The organism is Allokutzneria albata, assembly GCF_900103775.1.
GTDB classification, from domain to species: Bacteria; Actinomycetota; Actinomycetes; order Mycobacteriales; family Pseudonocardiaceae; genus Allokutzneria; species Allokutzneria albata.
In genome coordinates, this window is the sequence record NZ_LT629701.1 from 7,465,794 (window position 1) to 7,483,887 (window position 18,094).

General features: G+C 68.5%; 12 protein-coding genes and 1 tRNA gene. 2 read left to right on the forward strand and 11 right to left on the reverse strand.

Annotated elements, in window-relative coordinates; translation table 11 throughout:
• Window positions 1-9: 9 nt before the first annotated feature.
• From BLT28_RS34130 to BLT28_RS34165, 8 genes are all read right to left on the reverse strand, one after another.
• On the reverse strand, window positions 10-999 hold the full coding sequence (locus BLT28_RS34130; RefSeq protein WP_197683921.1) for an alpha-ketoacid dehydrogenase subunit beta: 990 nt from the start codon (window positions 997-999) through the stop codon (window positions 10-12).
• Window positions 996-1,970 carry a thiamine pyrophosphate-dependent dehydrogenase E1 component subunit alpha gene (locus BLT28_RS34135; RefSeq protein WP_030426532.1) on the reverse strand — a complete coding sequence of 325 codons (975 nt, stop codon included), beginning with the start codon at window positions 1,968-1,970 and terminating at the stop codon, window positions 996-998. Before BLT28_RS34135 ends, BLT28_RS34130 begins: the two co-directional genes overlap by 4 nt.
• Entirely contained in the window at window positions 1,967-6,799 is a 4,833-nt protein-coding gene (locus BLT28_RS34140; protein ID WP_162184774.1) for a non-ribosomal peptide synthetase, read from the reverse strand. The genes BLT28_RS34135 and BLT28_RS34140 overlap by 4 nt, the downstream gene beginning before the upstream one ends.
• Window positions 6,800-6,833: 34 nt before the next feature.
• Complete coding sequence (locus BLT28_RS34145; RefSeq protein WP_052406706.1) at window positions 6,834-8,816, reverse strand: amino acid adenylation domain-containing protein; 1,983 nt, start codon at window positions 8,814-8,816, stop codon at window positions 6,834-6,836.
• The gene (locus tag BLT28_RS34150) at window positions 8,809-10,038 is read right to left on the reverse strand and encodes a cytochrome P450 (RefSeq protein WP_081899922.1); all 1,230 of its coding nucleotides are present in this window, start codon (window positions 10,036-10,038) and stop codon (window positions 8,809-8,811) included. Before BLT28_RS34150 ends, BLT28_RS34145 begins: the two co-directional genes overlap by 8 nt.
• Before the next feature lie 13 nt (window positions 10,039-10,051).
• Window positions 10,052-11,176 carry an LLM class flavin-dependent oxidoreductase gene (locus tag BLT28_RS34155; protein ID WP_052406705.1) on the reverse strand — a complete coding sequence of 375 codons (1,125 nt, stop codon included), beginning with the start codon at window positions 11,174-11,176 and terminating at the stop codon, window positions 10,052-10,054.
• Between the two features lie 96 nt (window positions 11,177-11,272).
• The gene (locus tag BLT28_RS34160; RefSeq protein WP_156050374.1) at window positions 11,273-11,566 is read right to left on the reverse strand and encodes an acyl carrier protein; all 294 of its coding nucleotides are present in this window, start codon (window positions 11,564-11,566) and stop codon (window positions 11,273-11,275) included.
• Window positions 11,567-12,750: 1,184 nt separating this feature from the next.
• Window positions 12,751-12,827 (reverse strand) — tRNA-Arg (locus BLT28_RS34165).
• A gap of 114 nt (window positions 12,828-12,941) precedes the next feature.
• Here BLT28_RS34165 and BLT28_RS34170 point away from each other — a divergent pair.
• Window positions 12,942-14,939, forward strand: coding sequence for a cytochrome c oxidase assembly protein (locus BLT28_RS34170; RefSeq protein ID WP_030426526.1), 1,998 nt, complete (start codon window positions 12,942-12,944; stop codon window positions 14,937-14,939).
• Here the strand turns inward: BLT28_RS34170 and BLT28_RS34175 are convergent, their stop codons facing one another.
• The 3 genes from BLT28_RS34175 to BLT28_RS34185 are packed head-to-tail and all read right to left on the reverse strand — an operon-like array spanning window position 14,940 to window position 17,382.
• Complete coding sequence (locus tag BLT28_RS34175) at window positions 14,940-15,749, reverse strand: ABC transporter permease (protein ID WP_030426525.1); 810 nt, start codon at window positions 15,747-15,749, stop codon at window positions 14,940-14,942.
• A 14-nt stretch (window positions 15,750-15,763) separates the two neighbouring features.
• Entirely contained in the window at window positions 15,764-16,756 is a 993-nt protein-coding gene (locus tag BLT28_RS34180) for an ATP-binding cassette domain-containing protein (RefSeq protein ID WP_063766499.1), read from the reverse strand.
• Window positions 16,753-17,382, reverse strand: coding sequence for a TetR/AcrR family transcriptional regulator (locus BLT28_RS34185; protein ID WP_081899921.1), 630 nt, complete (start codon window positions 17,380-17,382; stop codon window positions 16,753-16,755). The genes BLT28_RS34180 and BLT28_RS34185 overlap by 4 nt, the downstream gene beginning before the upstream one ends.
• 180 nt (window positions 17,383-17,562) lie before the next feature.
• Here BLT28_RS34185 and ssb point away from each other — a divergent pair, with 180 nt between their 5' ends.
• The gene (gene ssb, locus BLT28_RS34190) at window positions 17,563-18,030 is read left to right on the forward strand and encodes a single-stranded DNA-binding protein (RefSeq protein ID WP_156050372.1); all 468 of its coding nucleotides are present in this window, start codon (window positions 17,563-17,565) and stop codon (window positions 18,028-18,030) included.
• The last annotated feature ends 64 nt before the right edge of the window (window positions 18,031-18,094 follow it).

Below are 18,094 nucleotides of genomic sequence, written 5' to 3' on the forward strand. Positions count from 1 at the left end.
TTGTCCGACCTACAACTTCAACGTGGCGCTGATGGCCCGCGTCAGTTGTTCGGGGCCCGGCACCAGGGCTTTGTCGAGCGCAAGGGCGTACGGGATGACCGTGCCGTCCGGTCTGCAGACGCGCCTCGGCGGTGCCACCAGGTCGAATTCCTCGGCCGCCGTCGCCACGATCTCCGCACCCAGGCCGCACATGCGGTTGGAGTCGTCGATCACGACGAGGCGCCCTGTCTTGTTCACCGACTTGCGGAGGCAGTCCCAGTCGAAGGGATAGACCGTTCTGGGATCGACGATTTCGAGGTCGACCCGATCGCTGAGGCTTTCCGCGACCTCAAGCGCCGTGCCCACGTGCTGCCCCAGGGCCACCACGGTCAGGTCAGCGCCTTCACGCAGGACGTTCGCTTCGCCCAGCGGCACGATCTCCTCTTCTCCCGAGTCGGGCACGGCCGTGGACTCCAACAACGCGGAAGGAGCGAAGACGGCCACCGGGTCGGGATCGCGAATCGCCGAGCGCAGCAACCCGTACGCGTCCGCGGGCCTGCCGGGAACCACGGTCTTGATCCCCGCCTGGGCGAGCAGGCTGTAAGGGCTGTCCGAATGCTGGCCCGCCCAGCCGGATCGCGAACCCGATCCCGACACGAGATACGTGACGGGGACGCTGACCTGGCCGCCGGTCATCAACGAGAACTTGTGGGCCTGGTTCACGATCTGCTCGAAAACCAGGTAGATCAGCGTGGAGATCTGGAACTCGATCACGGGCTTCTTGCCCGCCATCGCGGCGCCGGTCCCGAAACTGGTGAAAGCCTGCTCGGACAACGGCGTGTCCAGCACGCGCTCCCGGCCGAACCGGGACAGCAGTCCCGACGTGACACCGCTCGCTCCGACCCCGACGTCCTCGCCGAGCAGGAACACGTCCTCGTCCGCCGCCATTTCGTCGTGCAGCGCGCGGTTCATCGCGTGCATGTATCCGACGGCGGGCGACGGAGATGGCAGGTCGCTCACAGGATCACCCCCGGCCGGACCGCGGCCGTTCCCGAGTACAGGTACATCAGTGCGTCCTTCGGATCAGGCGACGGGGCGTTCTTCGCGAACTCGACCGCCTCATCGATCTTGTTCTTGACTGCTTGGTCGATCTCGGCGACGACGTCATCGCCCAACTGCTCGCCCAGCGAGACGATCGGGTCCCGCTCGCGCCACCTGACCACCTCGTCGGGATCGCGGAACTCGACGCCCAGCAGTTCGAGGACGGAGTGGTGCCCGAAGAACCGGTAGGTCGAACATTCCAGGAAGGCGGGCCCCTGGCCCTGGCGGCACCGTTCGATCAGGTCCCCGGCGACGTCGGCAACGGCCTCGACGTCCATGCCGTCGACCGTGCGCGCGACCATGCCGAAGCCCTCGGCGCGCCGCGCCGCGCTGCCCGCGAGTCCCGACTCCAGCTTCAGGCTCGTCGCGTACATGTTGTTCTCGCAGACGAACAGGATCGGCAGCGACCAGATCGCGGCCAGGTTGAAGGCCTCCAACAGCACGCCCTGGCTCATCGCCCCATCGCCGAAGAAGCTGACGACGACCTCGGAGCTCCCACGGGACTTGGCGGCCCAGGCTGCGCCGGAGCCGATCGCTCCGCCTGCTCCGACGATCCCGTTGGCGCCCAGGATGCCCAGCTTCATGTCCGCGGCGTGCATCGATCCGCCACGGCCCTTGTTGAAGCCCTCCAAGGTGCCGAGGAGCTCGGCGAGCAGCCTGCGGGGGTCCGCGCCCTTCGCCAGCACGTGCCCGTGCCCGCGGTGGGTGCTGGTGATGAAGTCCCGCTCCGTCAGCTGCGAACACACGCCGACCGCGACGGCTTCCTGCCCGATGTAGGGGTGGATACCTCCGATGATCTCGCCGGCGATCGCCATCTCCAGGCATCGCTGTTCGAACTCCCGGATCAGTTTCATGGACCGGTACAGGGCCATCTGGCGTTCACGGGTCATTTCTGCAATAGCCCTTCGTTTTCCCGGACGAGCATCGTGTCGACGTAACGAAGTAGTGCGCTGTCGTCGGGGCCGTGCGCGACGATCGGGGCGAACACCGGACCTGGCCGACCGGTGTCGGCGGCTTCGAGAGTGGAGTCGAAGAGCAGTTTCAGGATGGCGTGCTCCTCGGGCGAGTGGATCTCCAGCATCGCGAGCCAGTCGGCCACCGGGCGCACGTCGATCTCCTTGCCTTTGCAGCGCAAAAGATCCAGCAGGTGCGTGAGGCGGACCGGTCGCCGGCTCGTCAGCACGAACCGGCTGCCGTCCTGCTGCTCCAAGCCGAGCCGGGCGAGCAGACCGGCTGTCTCGTCCACCGCGATCCACGGTTCTTCCAGCTCGGTGTCGGGTGCGGCGCCGAGTTCGAGGATGAGCCGCAGCACCCGCAACATGATGTCGCGCGTGTTTCCCTGGCCAGTGCGCGAATCTCCGACGATCCGGGGCAGCCGGTAGACCGCCGCGGGCATCCCGTGCTCGTGCGCGGCGATGATCAGCTGCTCGGCGTGCGCCTTGGTCACCGCGTACCCGCCGCTGTCACCGCCTTCCTCGGCGGCGGAAATGGTTGACACGAACTGCAGTCGCTTGAGCCGGGTCGTGGCCGCCAGCCGGATCAGCTCACGGGTGCCGTCCACGTTGGGGGCTTCGAGCTGTTCGTAGCTGGCGAGCGCGTCGACCCGGGCACCGTTGTGGCAGATCACGTCGATCTCGCCCGCCAGCCGGGCGAAGGTCCCGGAGCTGAGCCCGAGTCCGGGCGCCGCGAGATCGCCGGGAACGACCGTGATCCGCTCGTGGTCGACGTCCTGCCAGAGGCCGTAGCGGTCGAGGTTGTCGCGCAGGCGCTGCCATCCGGCGTGTTCGTCCGCTGCCCGGATGAGGCAGTGCACGCGCCCGCTGGTCCGCGTCAGCAGCTCGCGTACCAGGTACGCCCCGACGAAGCCGGTGGCTCCGGTGAGCAGGACGTCCGAGAACCCGTCGGTTCTGCGGGGCGGCAGCGAGTCCGGGAGGACGTCGCGCAGCACGGGCTGGGGATCGAACGAGCGGACGCGGGTCGTGCTCGCCCGCTGCTCGCCGTTGATCTCTTCGGCCAGCTTCGCGACCGTGGGCTGTTGGAACAGCGTCCGCAACGGCAGGGTGATCTGGAAGGTCTCTTGGATCCGGACGACGAGCTGCGCGGCCTTCAGCGAGTGCCCGCCGAGGTCGAAGAAGTTCTCGTCCCTGCCGACGGTGTCGAGGTCGAGCACCCCGGCCCAGATCGCCGCCAACGCTTCCTCAGTCGCGTTCTGCGGTCCGACCACCGTCGCGGGCTTGTCCGACCGGGTGTTGCCGCTGGGTTCGGGAAGTGCCCGAACATCCAGTTTTCCGTTGATCGTCAACGGTAGTTCGGACAGTGCAACGAACGCCGCGGGCACCATGTACTCCGGCAGTTCGCGTCGCAGGTGGGCGCGCAGACCGTCCTCGTCGAGAACTCCGTCCCCCGCGACCCTGAGATAAGCGACGAGTCGCTTCTGGCCGGGCGTGTCCTCGCGTGCGATGACGGCGGCCTGCGAGATGTCCGGATGGGTCAGGAGGGCGGCTTCGACCTCCCGGGGCTCGATGCGGAAGCCACGGATCTTGACCTGGTCGTCGACGCGCCCGAGGTACTCGATGTCGCCGTTCGCGTTGTGGCGGACGATGTCCCCGGTCCGGTAGAGCCGGTCGCTGGTGGTGTCGAAGGTGTTGGGGACGAACTTCTCCGCCGTGAGTTCGGGTTGCCCGCTATAGCCCCGTGCGACACCGGGTCCGGCCACGTGGAGTTCACCCGGTACCCCGGTTGGTGCGAGCTGTCCGTGGTCGTCGAGGACGTACACGCGGGTGTTGCCGATCGGACGGCCGATGGGGATGCCTTTGGCATCGGCGGGGAGCGGAGCGGTGACTGGGTGGCAGGTGGCGAACGTGGTGCTCTCGGTGGGGCCGTAGCCGTTGACGATCTGCGTGTCCGGCAGTGCGGTGATGGCGCGCCGAACATGGGCGACGGACAGCGCTTCACCACCGACGAGCAGATGGCGGAGCCCAGCCAGCGCCGAGGTGTCCTCGTCGACGATGTGGTTGAACAACGACGAGGTCAGCCAGAGCGTGCTGATCCGGTGGCGGGCGATCGCGTCGGCGAGCGGGCGGGCGGTGAGGACTCGCTCGGTGGAGATGACGCAGGTGGCGCCGGTGAGCAGGGCTCCCCAGATCTCGAACGTGGCGGCGTCGAAGGAGATCGCCGACGCGTGCAGCAGCACTTCGCGGGGGCCGAGGATGCCGTCCGGCAGCCCGGTGACGAGGCGGATGATCGCCTGGTGCTCGATCTCGACGCCCTTGGGACGCCCGGTCGAGCCGGAGGTGTAGATGACGTAGGCCAGGTCCCGCGGTCCCACTGCCGACTCGACCGCGGTCGGCGGTTCTTCGTCGATCGTCGGATCGCCGAGCAGGTCCGCGGTGATCACCAGTCGGGCTCCGCCATCGGCGAGCAGGAGCCGTTGGCGTTGCTCGGGGTAGTCCGGATCGACCGGCAGGTACGCGGCGCCGGTCTTGAGAATCGCCAGCAATGCGGTGATCTGCCCGACGGAGCGGGGCAGGCACACTCCGACAAGGGTGTCGGACCCGGCGCCCAGAGCCCGCAACCGGTGCGCGAGCTTGTTCGATCGGGCGTCGAGTTCGGCGTAGGTCAGCGACTCTTCGTTGCACACCAGGGCTGTCGCGTCAGGTCGGTGGTGGACCTGTTCGGCGAACAAGGCGGGCACGGTCGCCGGGGCCGGCAACGTCGTGGTGGTGTCGTTCCAGATCTCCACCAGCTGCCGGACTTCGGCGTCGCTCATCATCGAGAAGGCGGACAGCGGTCGCTCCGGGTCGGCCCCTACGGAGCTGAGGAGCTGGTGGAAATGCTGGACGAACCGCTCGATCGTGACCCGGTCGAAGAGGTCGGCGCTGTAGTCGATCCGCGCCTCCAACACGCCGCTCTGTTCTGCCACATGGCATTCGAGATCGAACGGCTTCGCCTCCGCGCTGGCGGTTGACACGTCCGACAACGGCACGTTCACCAGCTGGAAGGCGACCTGGGTGAGCGGATGGCGGCTGAAGTCCTGCTCCGGCACCAGTTCTTCGACGAGGCGTTCGAAGGGAACATCCTCGTGCTCGTACGCGCCGAGCGTGGTTTCCCGCACGCGGCCCAGCAGTTCCGGGAAGGTGGGATCGCCGGAGAGATCCGTGCGCAGCACCACCATGTTGGCGTCGAAACCGACCGATCCGGACGTGGGCGCTCCGACCGTCACATCGGTGGTGCGGGCGTAGCGGGACAGCAAGAGGTTGAAGGACGCCAGGAGCGTCGTGAACAGAGGGACGTCGTGGCGACTGCTCAGCTCACGCAACTTCTCGGCGACACCGGAGTCCACGGTGAAGGAGATCGAGTCGCTGTTGGAGGACGCCACCGCCGGGCGAGCGCGGTCGGTCGGCAGTTCCAACGCCGCGGGGACATCAGCGAGTTGCTTCCGCCAGTAGTCGAGCGGCCCGCGCAGTGCTCCGAAGATCGGCTCGGTGGGGTTCTCCAGCCCCTGCTCGATGAGCCGGACGAACCGGCCGGCGAGCCGCTTGATCGTGGAGCGGTGGAAGAGGCTGGAGCGGAACGTCAGCGTGCCGTACAGCTTGCCGCCCTGCAGGTGCGTGACCAGCTCCAGGTCGAACCGGGTGTTCACGCCCGCCCACGGCAGATGGGTGATGTCGCCTTCGCCGAGAACGGGGAGTTCGCCGTTGTGCACGACCACGGCATCGAAGATCGCGTTGCGACCCGGTTCCCGTTCCGGCTGCACCTCCGCGACCACCTTCTCGAACGGCGCTCGCTGGTGTGCGTAGGCCTCGAACACCTTGGCGTGCGCCATCTTGAGCAGTTCGCGGAACGTCGTCGACGGCGTGATGTGGGTGCGCAGCACCACGGTGTTCACGAAGAAGCCGAGGACGTCGGAGAACCGGCGGTCGTCACGACCGGCCAGCACCGTTCCGATCGTCACGTCCTCCTGGCCGGACTGGAGAGCCATCAACGCCTGGAACACCGCGGCCATGACGCTGGAGAGCGCGCACCGGTTCCGCAGGGCGAAGGAGTTGAGAGCGGCCGTGAGCTCGGTGGGGAGCTCGAAGTAGACGTGGTCGCTGGCGAACTCCGGAACAGCCGACCGCGGCCGGTCCGTCGGCAGCCGCAGCGGTTCGAATCCGCCGAGCTCCTTCCGCCAGTAGTCGAGGTGCTTCGCGGCGGCCTCGTCGTCGGTGCCGGCGCGCTGTGCCGCGACGAAGTCCTCGTACAGCGCGTCGACCGGCGTCGGGGTCGGTGACCGGTAGAGCGCGGTCACGTCCTCGGTCACGATCTGGAGGGAACGACCGTCGATGATGATGTGGTGGAACACCAGGCACAGCACGGCCGATCCGTCCGAGCACTCGACCACCACGGCGCGCGCGGGCGGCGCCGCCGCGAGGTCGAACGGCTCGGCGGCCAGCTCTCCGGCGTGCTTCTGCCACTCGTCGCCGGGCCCCGCGGTGCGTCGCACCACCGGGATGCGGAAGCCCTCCACCGGGATGGCGGCGGGCAGCCCCGACTCGTCCACGTCGAAGGTCCAGCTGAGCACGGGGTGACGGGTCACGAGCGCGTCGAGCGCACGGCCGAGCTGCTCGAAGTCGATGCCGTCGCGGAACCGCAGCACGATCGGGATGTTGTACGCGGCGCTGGTCCGGTCGAGCTGCTGCACCAGCCACAGCCGTTCCTGCCCGAGCGACAACCTCATCGAGTTCTCCTTCATCTGGCGCTCACTGGGCGCGTCAAGCATTTCTTCTCGCGGGTGCCGGCCGCGTCGCGGAGGCGATCAGGGCTTGTTCGTCGGCTTTTCCGTTGCGGGTCAGGGGGATCTCGTCGACCAGTGCCCACAGCGCGGGGAGCGCGTAGCTCGGCAGCAGCTGTGCCAGGTACGCGCGCAACGATGCCGGGTCCGTTCCTGCACCGGGGTGCACGACGACGCCCGCCACGAGCTGGGCACTCCGGTCCGCTTGCCGGGCAACGACGATCACGGCGTCGCGGACGTCGGGATGGCGGGCGAGGGCGGTGCTGATCTCCTCGGTTTCGATGCGGTGCCCGTCGAGCTTGACCTGCCTGTCCACCCGGCCGAGGAAGATCACGTCGCCGTGCGGGTCGAGCCGGACCAGATCGCCGGTGCGGTAGAGGCGTTCACCGACATCGGGCGAGAAGTGGCCGAACCGGCTCTTCGTCTCGGTCTCGTCGTCGAGATAGCCGTCGGCCAGACCTGATCCGGCCGCGTACAGCTCGCCGATCGCGCCGGGCGGGAGCAGACGCGCGTTGTGGTCGAGAACGAAGACCCTGGTGCCGGCGATCGGCCTGCCGATGGGAAGGGGCCCGTCGATCTCCGCGCTGTCCCGCACGGTGTGCGTGGTCGTGAACGTGGTGTTCTCGGTGGGGCCGTACCCGTTCGTGATCACCAACCCGGGGTGCAGGTCGAGCATGCGCGCCGCCGCCTCGTGCGGCACCACCTCGCCGCCGCTGACGAGCCAGCGCAGTCCGGCGAGCGCCCGCGGCCGGGACTGGGCGACCAGCCGGAACAGGCTGGCGGTCAGCCACGCGACCGAGATCTTCCGCTCGGTGAAGAACTTGTCGAGCTTTCCGACCGTGGGCAGCTTCGCGGCGAGGACGTCCAGGGTCGCGCCGTTGAGCAGGGCCACCCAGATCTCGTACGTCGACGCGTCGAAAGCCAGCGGCGCCAAGCGGAGAACGCGGTCACCGGGGCGCATCTGGAGTTCGGTCGTCAGCGCGAGCCGCGTGACCGCCTGGTGCGGGACGACCACGCCCTTCGGTTCACCGGTGGAGCCGGAGGTGAAGGCGATGTACGCCGTGCGGCGAGGGTCCGGAGCGCCCGGTGTCCAGCCGAACGGTCCGGGATCGGTGTCGGCGTGCTGTCCGGGCTGCCACAAGTCGACGCGAGTGAGTTCGCGCAGGGCTGGATGGTCGGCCGTGGCAGCCTCGGTCACCGCGACCGCGGGTGCCAGTTTCCCGATGATCCTGTTCAGCCGTGCTTCCGGTGCGTCATCGTCGAATCCCGCGTACGCGGCGCCGATGCGGATGATCGCGAGCAGCGCCACCACCTCGCCGACCGACCTCCGCGCCGCGATGAGCACCGTGTCACCGGAGCGCACTCCGGACCGCCGCAGGACTTCGGCGTAGCGATCGGCCTCGTGCGCGAGCTGTTCATAGGTCAGTTCGACGCTCGCGTCGCAGACCGCGACCTCCTGCGGGCGGCGCTGCACCTGCTCCAGGAACAGGGTTTCGATGTCGACAGCGGGAACGTCGGTGCCCGCCAGCGCATCCAGGACCGGGCGGCGCTCCGGCGCGATGCAGCGCACGTCCTGCAGGGGACCGTCGAGGGACGTCAGCTCGTCCACTGCGGCCGCGACGTCGGCGATGAACCCGTGCGCGGCGTCCGGCACGTCGGTGACGAAGCGGACCTGCCCGGACCGGAGATCGGCGTGCTCGGAAGCGATCTCCAGGTCCACAGGTCCGTCATCGGCGACCGGGGCCGCGTGCACCGCGCGCAGGAAGTCGTCGACGAACGCCTCGTCGTCGATCCGGATCCGGAACACCTTGCCGGGGACCGCGATCGCGACTTCGCCGATCGCGGTCCACCGGTGCAGGGTCACGGCGAACGCGGCCACCACCAGGGCTGCGCGGTCGCGGCCGGACGACCCGGCCGCGAGCCCGGCCGTCAGATCGAAAGGAGCGACTGGTGCGTCAGGCATCGGCCTTGCTGCTCCCCGCGCGTCGGCGCTCCAGTCGTACGTGGAGGTGATCGGGACGGCGGAAGATGTGGCCCCGCTCCCTCAACCGCCAGAAGCCCGGCCGGATGCCGTCGAGCGAGCCGCTGCGCCGGACGCCGCCGAACCGCAGCGACATCCGCTCGAACAGCGTGTCGAACTCCGCCAGCGCCAGCTGGATGCCCAGGCAGGTGTGCGGTCCGTTGGAGAACGCCAGCATCCGCTGGTCCGCACGGCCGGGGATCCAGGTGTCGGGATCGGCGAACACCCGCTCGTCGCGACTGGCACTGCCCAGTGACAGCAGCAGCGCGGACCGGCGCTTGATGTCCACACCGTGGAGGTTCAGGTCCCTGGACGCGTACCTGAGGACCGTGTGGCTCGGCGGCTCCCACCGCAGCGTCTCGCGGACCACCTGGTCCCGGTACTCGGCGTCGGCCAGTGCGGACAATTCGACGTTATGCGCCAAAAGGGCATACATGATCTTGCCGATGGTGGCGACACTCGTCTCCGTTCCGGCGAGCAAGAACAGCGTGGCCGATCCCAGCAGCGATTCATCGACCGGTTCGCCCGGCGGGAAGACGAGATCGAGGAACGGCATCCGCTCGCCCTCACGGCGATCAGCGAGCTTGTCTTTCAGGTATTCGACCAGCTCCGCCTTGGTCCTGAGCGCCGTTTCCAACGAGGTCGCCGGAAACTCGATGGCACCCGCCAGGGGAAGAACCCGGGGCCGCAGCCAGGCCGCGTCCTCCGGCGGAACCCCGAACAGCCGGGTGACCATCGCATAGGGCACCCCGACCGCGACGCGCTCCATGAACTCGACGTCGACCTCGTCCGCGGAACCCATCTCGGCCTCGATCGTGTCGAGAACCTGGTCCACCGCCGGAATGAGGATCTCGGTGCGCAGTCGCCGCACCGAGGCGCCCACGAACAGTGGCGTGAAGATCTTCCGCAATTCGCGATGACGCGGCCCGTCGGCGTCCAGCAACGTCGGGCCGAACAACCGGCGGCTGCTGCGCATCGGAAATCCGCTGATGACCTGCCGGTCGGTCAGGAGTTCGACGACATCCTCGAACCTCGTGATCAGAAAGGCCTTGAAGGCCTCCGACCAGTACACCGGCTCCGACTCACGGAGTTCCTTGTAGATGGGCCAGGGGTCGGCCAGGAACTCGTCGGAACTGAAGTCCAAGCTCACCCGTGCGGAGCTCATTCGTTGCCCTCCGTTACCCGATCTCGGTCCGACGTTTCATCTGGCGAGCGGCCTCTTCCGCGGTGAGCTTCATGGATTCCGCGGTACCGTCGAGCGCGCCGAAGAGCCCAGGCAGAACCTCCTGGGAGAGCGTCGTCAGCTGGTCGAGAGTCGCCTGGTGCGAGACCCAGCGGGGAACGAAGAAGTTCAACGACACCGGGTCACCGAGGCGATCCAGCAGATCGCGAATGGCGCGCGTGCAGGTCGCGGTGTCCCCGATGATGAACGCGCCCGAGTCGACAAGGCTCTCCACCGTCTTGCGATGCGCGACCGGAGAGTCCGGAATGGGCATGCCGAGGATTTTCTTGTACAAACCGCGCCGCAGCTCGGAAAATCCGGTCAGAATTTCGTCGATTCCCGCGGCGGCCGAGTCGGCGACGTGGACGAAGACGTTGCACCGGACCCGCGTCGCGCCCCCGGACTTGTTCCGGTAGGCGTCGACGCGCTCGACCAGCGCACCGACCGGGTCCTTGTCCATGCCCGGCCGGATGGCGCCCCACGGCGGCACCACGTGCACGGTCGGCGTGGTGGCGGTGTCCGTCAGCATCTCGATCGCGGGATCGCTCAGCGAGGACGCGACGACGGTCTCGATGGAGCCCCGCAGCGGCCGGAGCTGCAGCACGGCCTTCTTCGCGGTGAACCACGGGGTCTCGGTGTCCACGGTCTCGCCGTTGACGAGCGCCTGCACGACGTCCAGGGACGCCCGGAAGTTCGCCCGCAGCGTGCTCGGGTCCACCCCGGTCATCTCCATGTCGTGCACGTAGGTGCCCGTGCCGACACCCAGGATCGCGCGACCGCCGGTGAGGTGGTCGAGCAGCACCATCCGTTCCGCGACGTGCAGGGGGTGGTGGTAGGGGAGCGGGATCACGCCGGTGGCGAGCCGGATCCGGCGCGTCTCGCGGGCCAGCGCCGCGAGGAACATTTCCGGGGTGCTGAGCGTGCTCCAGCCGCTGGAGTGGTGCTCGCCGACCCAGACCTCGTCGAGACCGAGGTCATCGGCCAGTCCGCACAGTTCGATATCGCGCTGCAGTGCCGCATAAGGGCTGACCGACGGGTCGTGGAACGGAGGCAGGAAGCAACCAAATGCCTTTGCGTGCATGATAGCGAGAACTCCGTAATCTTGTGTCGGAAGGACAGGGCCCAGCCGGTCTCGACAGGGGGAGCCGCCTGTTGCCTGCTACTGCTCGGTCGCGTCTCAGGCCGTCGCTGCTTCTTCCAACAGGAGATCGCAGAACTTGTTGACGGTGGTCAGGTCCTGGTTCTCTTCGAGGTCGATGAAGACATCGAGCTTCGTCTCGATCTTCTCGATGAACGCCAGGAACTCGATCGAGCTCATCCCCGTCTCGGGGAACTCCGTGTCCGGCCCGATGTCCTGGCTTTCCAGGAGGCTTCCGGCGACCTCGTACAGCGCCTCGAAGATTTGCTGACGCAATTCCGCCCGTGCATCTTCCGCAGTCATGTGTTCCCTTTTTGTCGAATCCTTCGTCACCTGGGCGCACTGCGCCCGGGGTCGACAACGTCTGGTTTGCTGCCAACGATTGCAGCGCAGGATTGGACCGGTCGGCGCAATTGATCTCCGACGGCCGGACGAACTATTTCGGTGATGACCGGCGATCGCCGCCTCGGGTCTTGCAGGCGTGATGAGGCGCCGCTATAGTGCCCGAATAACCTTCGGGTTCCAGTGGTGCAGCCGAGCCGGCGGCGGGCCGCTCACTTTCTTGCCGCGTTCCTCGCCTTATGGCGATTCGACATCTTCTCCCCCAGTGCCAGTCGGTGCACGTCACACCGGTTTCCAGTATTTGAGAAGCCTGGAGAAAATGTCAAGACCGGCGGATTAATGATCTTTTATGCCCCCGTGGGCGAGTCTGTATCATCGGTGTGTTCGACTGCTGCTTCCTTCTCGAACGAGCACTTCGCGGGGCCGGGCCGAGTCGATGATCTTGAATGCCCTCGCCCGTCACCGCGTGCGAGCCCGGTCGGGGCGCCGCTGTCGTACAGGAGGCCGCGGGAGTCGAGTCGCTCGTGGTCGGCGTAAGTCCGCGAAATTGGTGATGGTTTTATGCCGATGCCGTTCGCGCAAATCCGCCACAAAACGACTGAGTGCGCCGACGGTCCTCCGGTTGCAGAATGGCGATATGTATAAGGGGCGCTTTTGCCGTGAGCGGCAACGGCAGTCGAGCGCCCCCTCGGTCACGAGTCTGACCTGCGGCAAGGCGCTCCATGCGCGTCGCCGTCCCGGACGCGAACAAACCCCACGTACGCGGATGCCCGACGCCCGCGGTCAAGACCTCCGGCCCGGCGCACAAGAGCTTGGGTCGTCCACGGAACCGCCCCGCCCGTCGTGGGCGGAAACTCGAACGACCCCGGTGTCCCACCAGAGTCACGGTCACCGAAATCGCTCTCGGGCCGCATCTCTGGATCTTGTTCGAGCGCGGCACGTCATCAACTGCTTGGAACACGCTCCGCGGCGGCGTCGAACTCGTCAGGGGCGAAGACGAGAACCCGTGGTGCGGCGGAACTTCAGCACGTGCGGCGACGGCCAAGCCGGTCGTCGCCGCCCACCTGCCCGCCATCGTCGCCGAGGCGCTGTTCGACAACGCCCAGGCCAGTAGTGGCCGGGCCGGACACCGCAGCCCGCTCCTCAGCCGCGTCACCAGGCGCGACTGGCTGGTTTGGCGCCCCCAGCAGGACTCGAACCTGCGACCGACAGATTAGAAGTCTGTTGCTCTATCCAGCTGAGCTATGGAGGCCGGACGCTTGCGCGCCGGAAGAAGGGTAACTGTTGTTTGCGCGAGGTTCGCGCTTGATCCGCAAACCCGGACACGCGAAGTGGGGCGATCCAGGTCACGGCTTAGGCTCGAAGGGTGCCCGAAGCCCCCACCCCGGCCCGCGGCCGTGCCGCAGGCATCGCCGCTCTGGTACTGCCCGCCGTCCTGCTGGCGCTGGTCGTGGCCGGGGCGCTCACCGCGCTCTCGCCCGTCGAGGAGCTGATCCGGTTCGGTCTTTCCGACCCCGGTGAGCTGACCCGCCTCGGCCTGCCCATGGTCCGGACGCTCGCCGAAGCGGGAGCGGTGCTCTGCGTCGGTTCGCTGATGTTCGCGGCGTTCATGGTCCCGCAGCAGCGCACCGGCAGGCTCTCCGCGGACGGTTGGGCGGCGCTGCGACTCGGTTCCTGGGGCGCGGTCACCTGGTTCGTCGGCGCGGTGCTGACCGTGCCGTTCTTCACGGCCAACGCCGCGGGCAAGCCGGTCACCGACCTGATCTCCTCGGGCTCGCTCTTCGCGCTCGTGGGACAGCTGGAGCAGGCGAGGGCGTGGGTCTTCACCGCGTTGCTGGCCGGGATCGTCGCGATCCTGAGCCGCGTGGTGCTCTCGTGGGGCTGGACGGTCGCGTGCCTCGCGTTGGCGCTCGTGTCGCTGCTGCCCGTCGCTGTGACCGGTCACTCCGCCACGGGCGGTTCGCACGACGTGGGCACCAACAGCCTCATCTACCACCTCGTGGCGATGTCGCTGTGGGTCGGCGGGCTCATCGCGCTCGTGGCCCACGCCCGGCGCGGCGGCGGGAACCTGGGGCTCGCGTACTCGCGCTTCTCCAAGGTGGCGTTGGTCTGCTGGCTGGTCATGGCGGTCTCCGGTGTGATCAACGGCCTGGTGCGGCTGCCCTTGGAGGACCTGTTCACGAGCACCTACGGCCTGCTCCTCGTCGCGAAGATCGTGGCGCTCGGTGTGCTCGGTGTCTTCGGTCAGCTCCAGCGGCAACGCGGTGTCAAAGCCGTCTCCGAAGGCGCCTCTCGCGGAGCACTGCTGCGCATCAGCGGCCTGGAAGTACTGCTGATGCTGGCGACGATCGCGATCGGTGTGGCCCTCGGCAGCACGCCTCCGCCCAACGACAAGCCGGCCCTGGGCACCACCGAGGTGATGATCGGGTACAAGCTCGACGGTCCGCCGACGCTGCTCAACCTGGTGCTGGACTGGCGGTTCGACCTCGTCTTCGGCACGGCGGCCCTGGTGCTCGCGGCGCTCTACGTGGCCGGTGTCCGCCGGCTGCGCTCGCGCGGCGACAAGTGGCCCGTAGGCCGCACGATCTCGTGGCTGTGCGGTTGCGCCACCCTCCTCATCGCCACGTCGACCGGCATCGGCCGGTACGCGCCCGCGATGTTCAGCGTGCACATGGGCAGCCACATGCTGCTGTCCATGCTCGTGCCGATCCTGCTCGTGCTCGGCGGGCCGATGACCTTGGCGCTGCGCGCGATCGCGCCCGCGGGCAAGGAAGCGCCGCCCGGACCGCGCGAGTGGCTGCTGGCCTTCGTCAACTCACCGGTGAGCCGGTTCCTGACGCACCCGATCGTCGCGCTCGTGCTGTTCGTGGGCTCCTTCTACGGCCTGTACTTCTCCGGCCTGTTCGACGCCGCGCTGCCCGAGCACTGGGCGCACCTCGCGATGAACCTGCACTTCATCGTCGCCGGATATGTCTTCTACTGGCCCGTCGTCGGCATCGATCCGGCCCCGCGCAGGCTCCCGCCCCTGGGTCGACTGGGATTGCTCTTCGCCGCGATCCCGTTCCACGCGTTCTTCGGCATCGCCTTGATGAGCGCGCAGTACGTGATCGGCCAGGAGTTCTACTCGCAGCTGGCCCTGCCGTGGGTCACCGACCTGCTCGTCGACCAGCGCCTCGGCGGCGGCCTCACCTGGGCCTCCGGCGAGATCCCGCTGCTGGTCGTGGTGATCGCGCTGCTCGTGCAGTGGGCCCGCGACGACGAGCGCGAGGCCAAGCGCTCCGACCGCAGGGCCGAGGCCGACGGCGACGCCGACCTCAACGCCTACAACGAGATGCTGGCCCGGCTGGCCAAGCGCGACCGGTAGCTACTGCCTGCGGAAGCCCTTGGCCGCGAACACCATCCCGCCCGCCGCGATCACCAGGCTGATGCCGATCGAGGTGAAGGCGGTGGAGCTCAGCGTGCCCTGCAGCGTCAGCTCGCGGGAGGCGTCGATCGCGTAGGTCAGCGGGTTGATCGTGGCGACGAACTGCATCCAGCCCGGCAGCCCCTCCAACGGCATGTACGCGCTGGAGCCGAACATCAGCGGGAACATCGCCAGGAAGGTGAACATCTGCAGGGTCTCGGGATTGCGCATCCAGGTCGCGACGGCCAGGAACAGCCAGCCGAGGCCCCAGCCGACGATCAGCGCCAGCAGCAGCGCGCCCGCGACGCCGAACCCCTTGGGAGTGAAGCCGAACAGCGCGACCGCCGCGACGATCATGATGATCAGCTGCACCGCGCTGCGCACCAGGTCGGCCAGGCTGCGGGCGGCCAGCACCGAACCGCCGTTGATCGGCAGCGCGCGGAAGCGGGCCAGCACGCCGTTGCGCAGGTCGTTGACGAAGCCGATGCCCGCGGTCATCGCCGCCGACAGGGCCGTGGTGACCAGCGTCGCGGGCATCAGGAAGTTGATGTAGCTGACGCCCTTGGGGAAGCCGGGGGTGTTGGCCACGTTGGCGAAGACCTGGCTGAACAGCAACAGCATCATCAGCGGGGTGAGCAGGGTGAACAGCAGGTTCTTCGGGTCCAGCAGCACACTGCGCAGCGACCGCCCGGTGAGCACCATGACCTGGGTGAACAGCGTGCTGCCGCGCCAGGTGGTGCCCGAGGCGGCCGGGGCGAGCGACGAACTCATCTGCGAACTCCTCCTCACGCCGCGGAGATGGCTTTGATGATCTGGGTGACGGCGTTGGCGTTGTCCGCGTCGGCCTTCGGGTCGTGGTTGAGGGCCAGGTAGACGTCGTCCAGCGACGGCTCGGAGATGCCGAGCTCGGTGACCATCACCCCGGCCCGGTCCAGCGCCCGGACCGCCAGGATCAGGTCGGTCGAGGCCACCGCGGGGGAGGAGATCTTGCGCCGGGTCACGTCGTGCGAGGGGCTCAGCCCGGCCCGCTTCAGCGCGTCCATCGCCACCGTGACGTCCCCGGGGTGGGCCAGCGTCAGCATGATCGTCCGGGTGCCGATGTCGCCCTTGAGCTGGTCCGCGGTGCCCGCGGCGACGATCCGGCCGGAGGCCAGCACGGTGATCCGGTCGGCCAGCCGGTCCGCCTCCTCCAGGTACTGCGTGGTCAGCAGGACCGTGGTGCCCTCGCGGACCAGGCGCTCGACGATCTCCCACAGGCTGTTGCGGCTGGACGGGTCCAGGCCCGTCGTCGGCTCGTCCAGGAAGATCACGTCCGGGTGGCCGACCAGGCTCGCGGCCAGGTCCAGCCGCCGCCGCATGCCGCCGGAGTAGGTCTGCGCCTTGCGCCCGCCCGCGGCGGTCAGGTCGAAGACCGTCAGCAGCTCGTCGGCCCGCTCCCGCGCCTCCCGCTTGCCCGCGCCGAGCAGCCGGGCGATCAGCACCAGGTTGTCCAGCCCGGTGATCTGCTCGTCCACCGAGGCGAACTGCCCGGTCAGCCCGATCCGGCCGCGCACCTCGTGGCCGTCGGTGAGCACGTCGTAGCCCGCCACCCGCGCGGTGCCGGAGGTCGCGGTGGTCAGTGTCGACAGGATGTTGACCAGGGTGGTCTTGCCCGCGCCGTTGTGCCCGAGCAGCCCCATCACCGTGCCCTTGGGGACCTGCAGGTCCACGCCGTCCAGGGCGGTCATCTTGCCGAACTTCTTGGTGATCCGGACGGCGTCGATCATCAGCTCGGTCATGCCTGCGGTCCTTCCTCGGTGCTGCTGCCTGCTCCGCGCAGGAAGAGGTCCACGAGTTCCTCGGGGTCTGCGGTGGTGCCGCCGAAGCGGCCTGCCAGGCGGTCGACGAAGACCAGGCCCATCAGGTAACCGGTCGAGCGCTCCGCACCCAGCCGGAGCTGTGCGTCGTGCGGGGCGAGCAGGGCGGACAGCGCCTGGCTGATCGGCGCCAGGTGACGCATCGGGCCGTCCTCGCCGTCGGCATTCTCCCGGTCGTCCTGGCGGTAGCCGGAGGCGGCCAGCCCCTGCATCAGCGAACCGAGCCGGTCCACGTGCGCGCCGATCGCCCGGACCGCGCGCACCAGGCTCTTGTGCAGGCCCTCGGTCGCGGGTATGGCGGTCAGCTCGGCGGCGAGGCCGTCGGGCCGGAACGCGGCCTCCAGGCAGGCGCCGATCAGCTCCTTCTTGTCGGCGAAGACCCGGAAGACGGTGCCCTCGGCGATCCCGGCGGCCCTGGCGATCTGGCTGGTCGTGACGTTGCCGCCGTGCTCGGCCAGCAGGGGCAGCGTCGCGCGCACGATCGAGTCCCTGCGGTCCTCCGGGCTCATCGCGGGGGCGCGCCTGCGGCGCTGACCGGCCACTGTCATGCGGGCCAACCTATCTGAGTGAGTCCTCACTCAGTCAAGGTGACCTCAAGCATTTCGCACCACGTGCGGCTGGTTGTGCACATCGGGGGTGGTTGTCCACAGATCCGCCGCGGAGCGGTCCCCGGCCACGGCGGGCACCGCACAGTGGAACCCGTCAGCGCAGTCCGACCGGAGGTGGAGATGCACGACTCGAAGGCGACAGTGATCGGCAACGTGGTCAACGACCCGCAGAGCCGTACGGTGAAGTCCGGCGCGTGCGTGGTGTCCTTCCGCGTCGCCAGCACCCGGCGGCGCCTGGACCGGGCCAGCGGCGAGTGGGTCGACGCGGACCAGTTGTTCCTGTCCGTGCAATGCTGGGGAGAACTGGGCGCGGGCGTGGCCTACTCGCTGCGCAAGGGCGATCCCGTTGTCGTCACCGGCCGTCTGCGCACCAGGGAGTGGGAGACCGAGGGGCAACGCCGCTCCGTGGTCGAGCTGGACGCCGAGGCGGTCGGCCCCGACCTCGCGCGCAGCCTGGCGCGGGTGCAGCGCGTGCACCGCGGCGCGAGCGGTGACGCGGGCGCCACGGTGGTGCCCGGGTCGCGAGAGCCCCGGGACGGCGATGACAGCGATGTCTCCGAGGCGGCGGGATCGCTGTATCCCGTGTGATCCACACTTGTGTTCGCGCACCACCCGGCCACGGCGCCGCCGCGGCGGGGTCGCGAGTCAATCA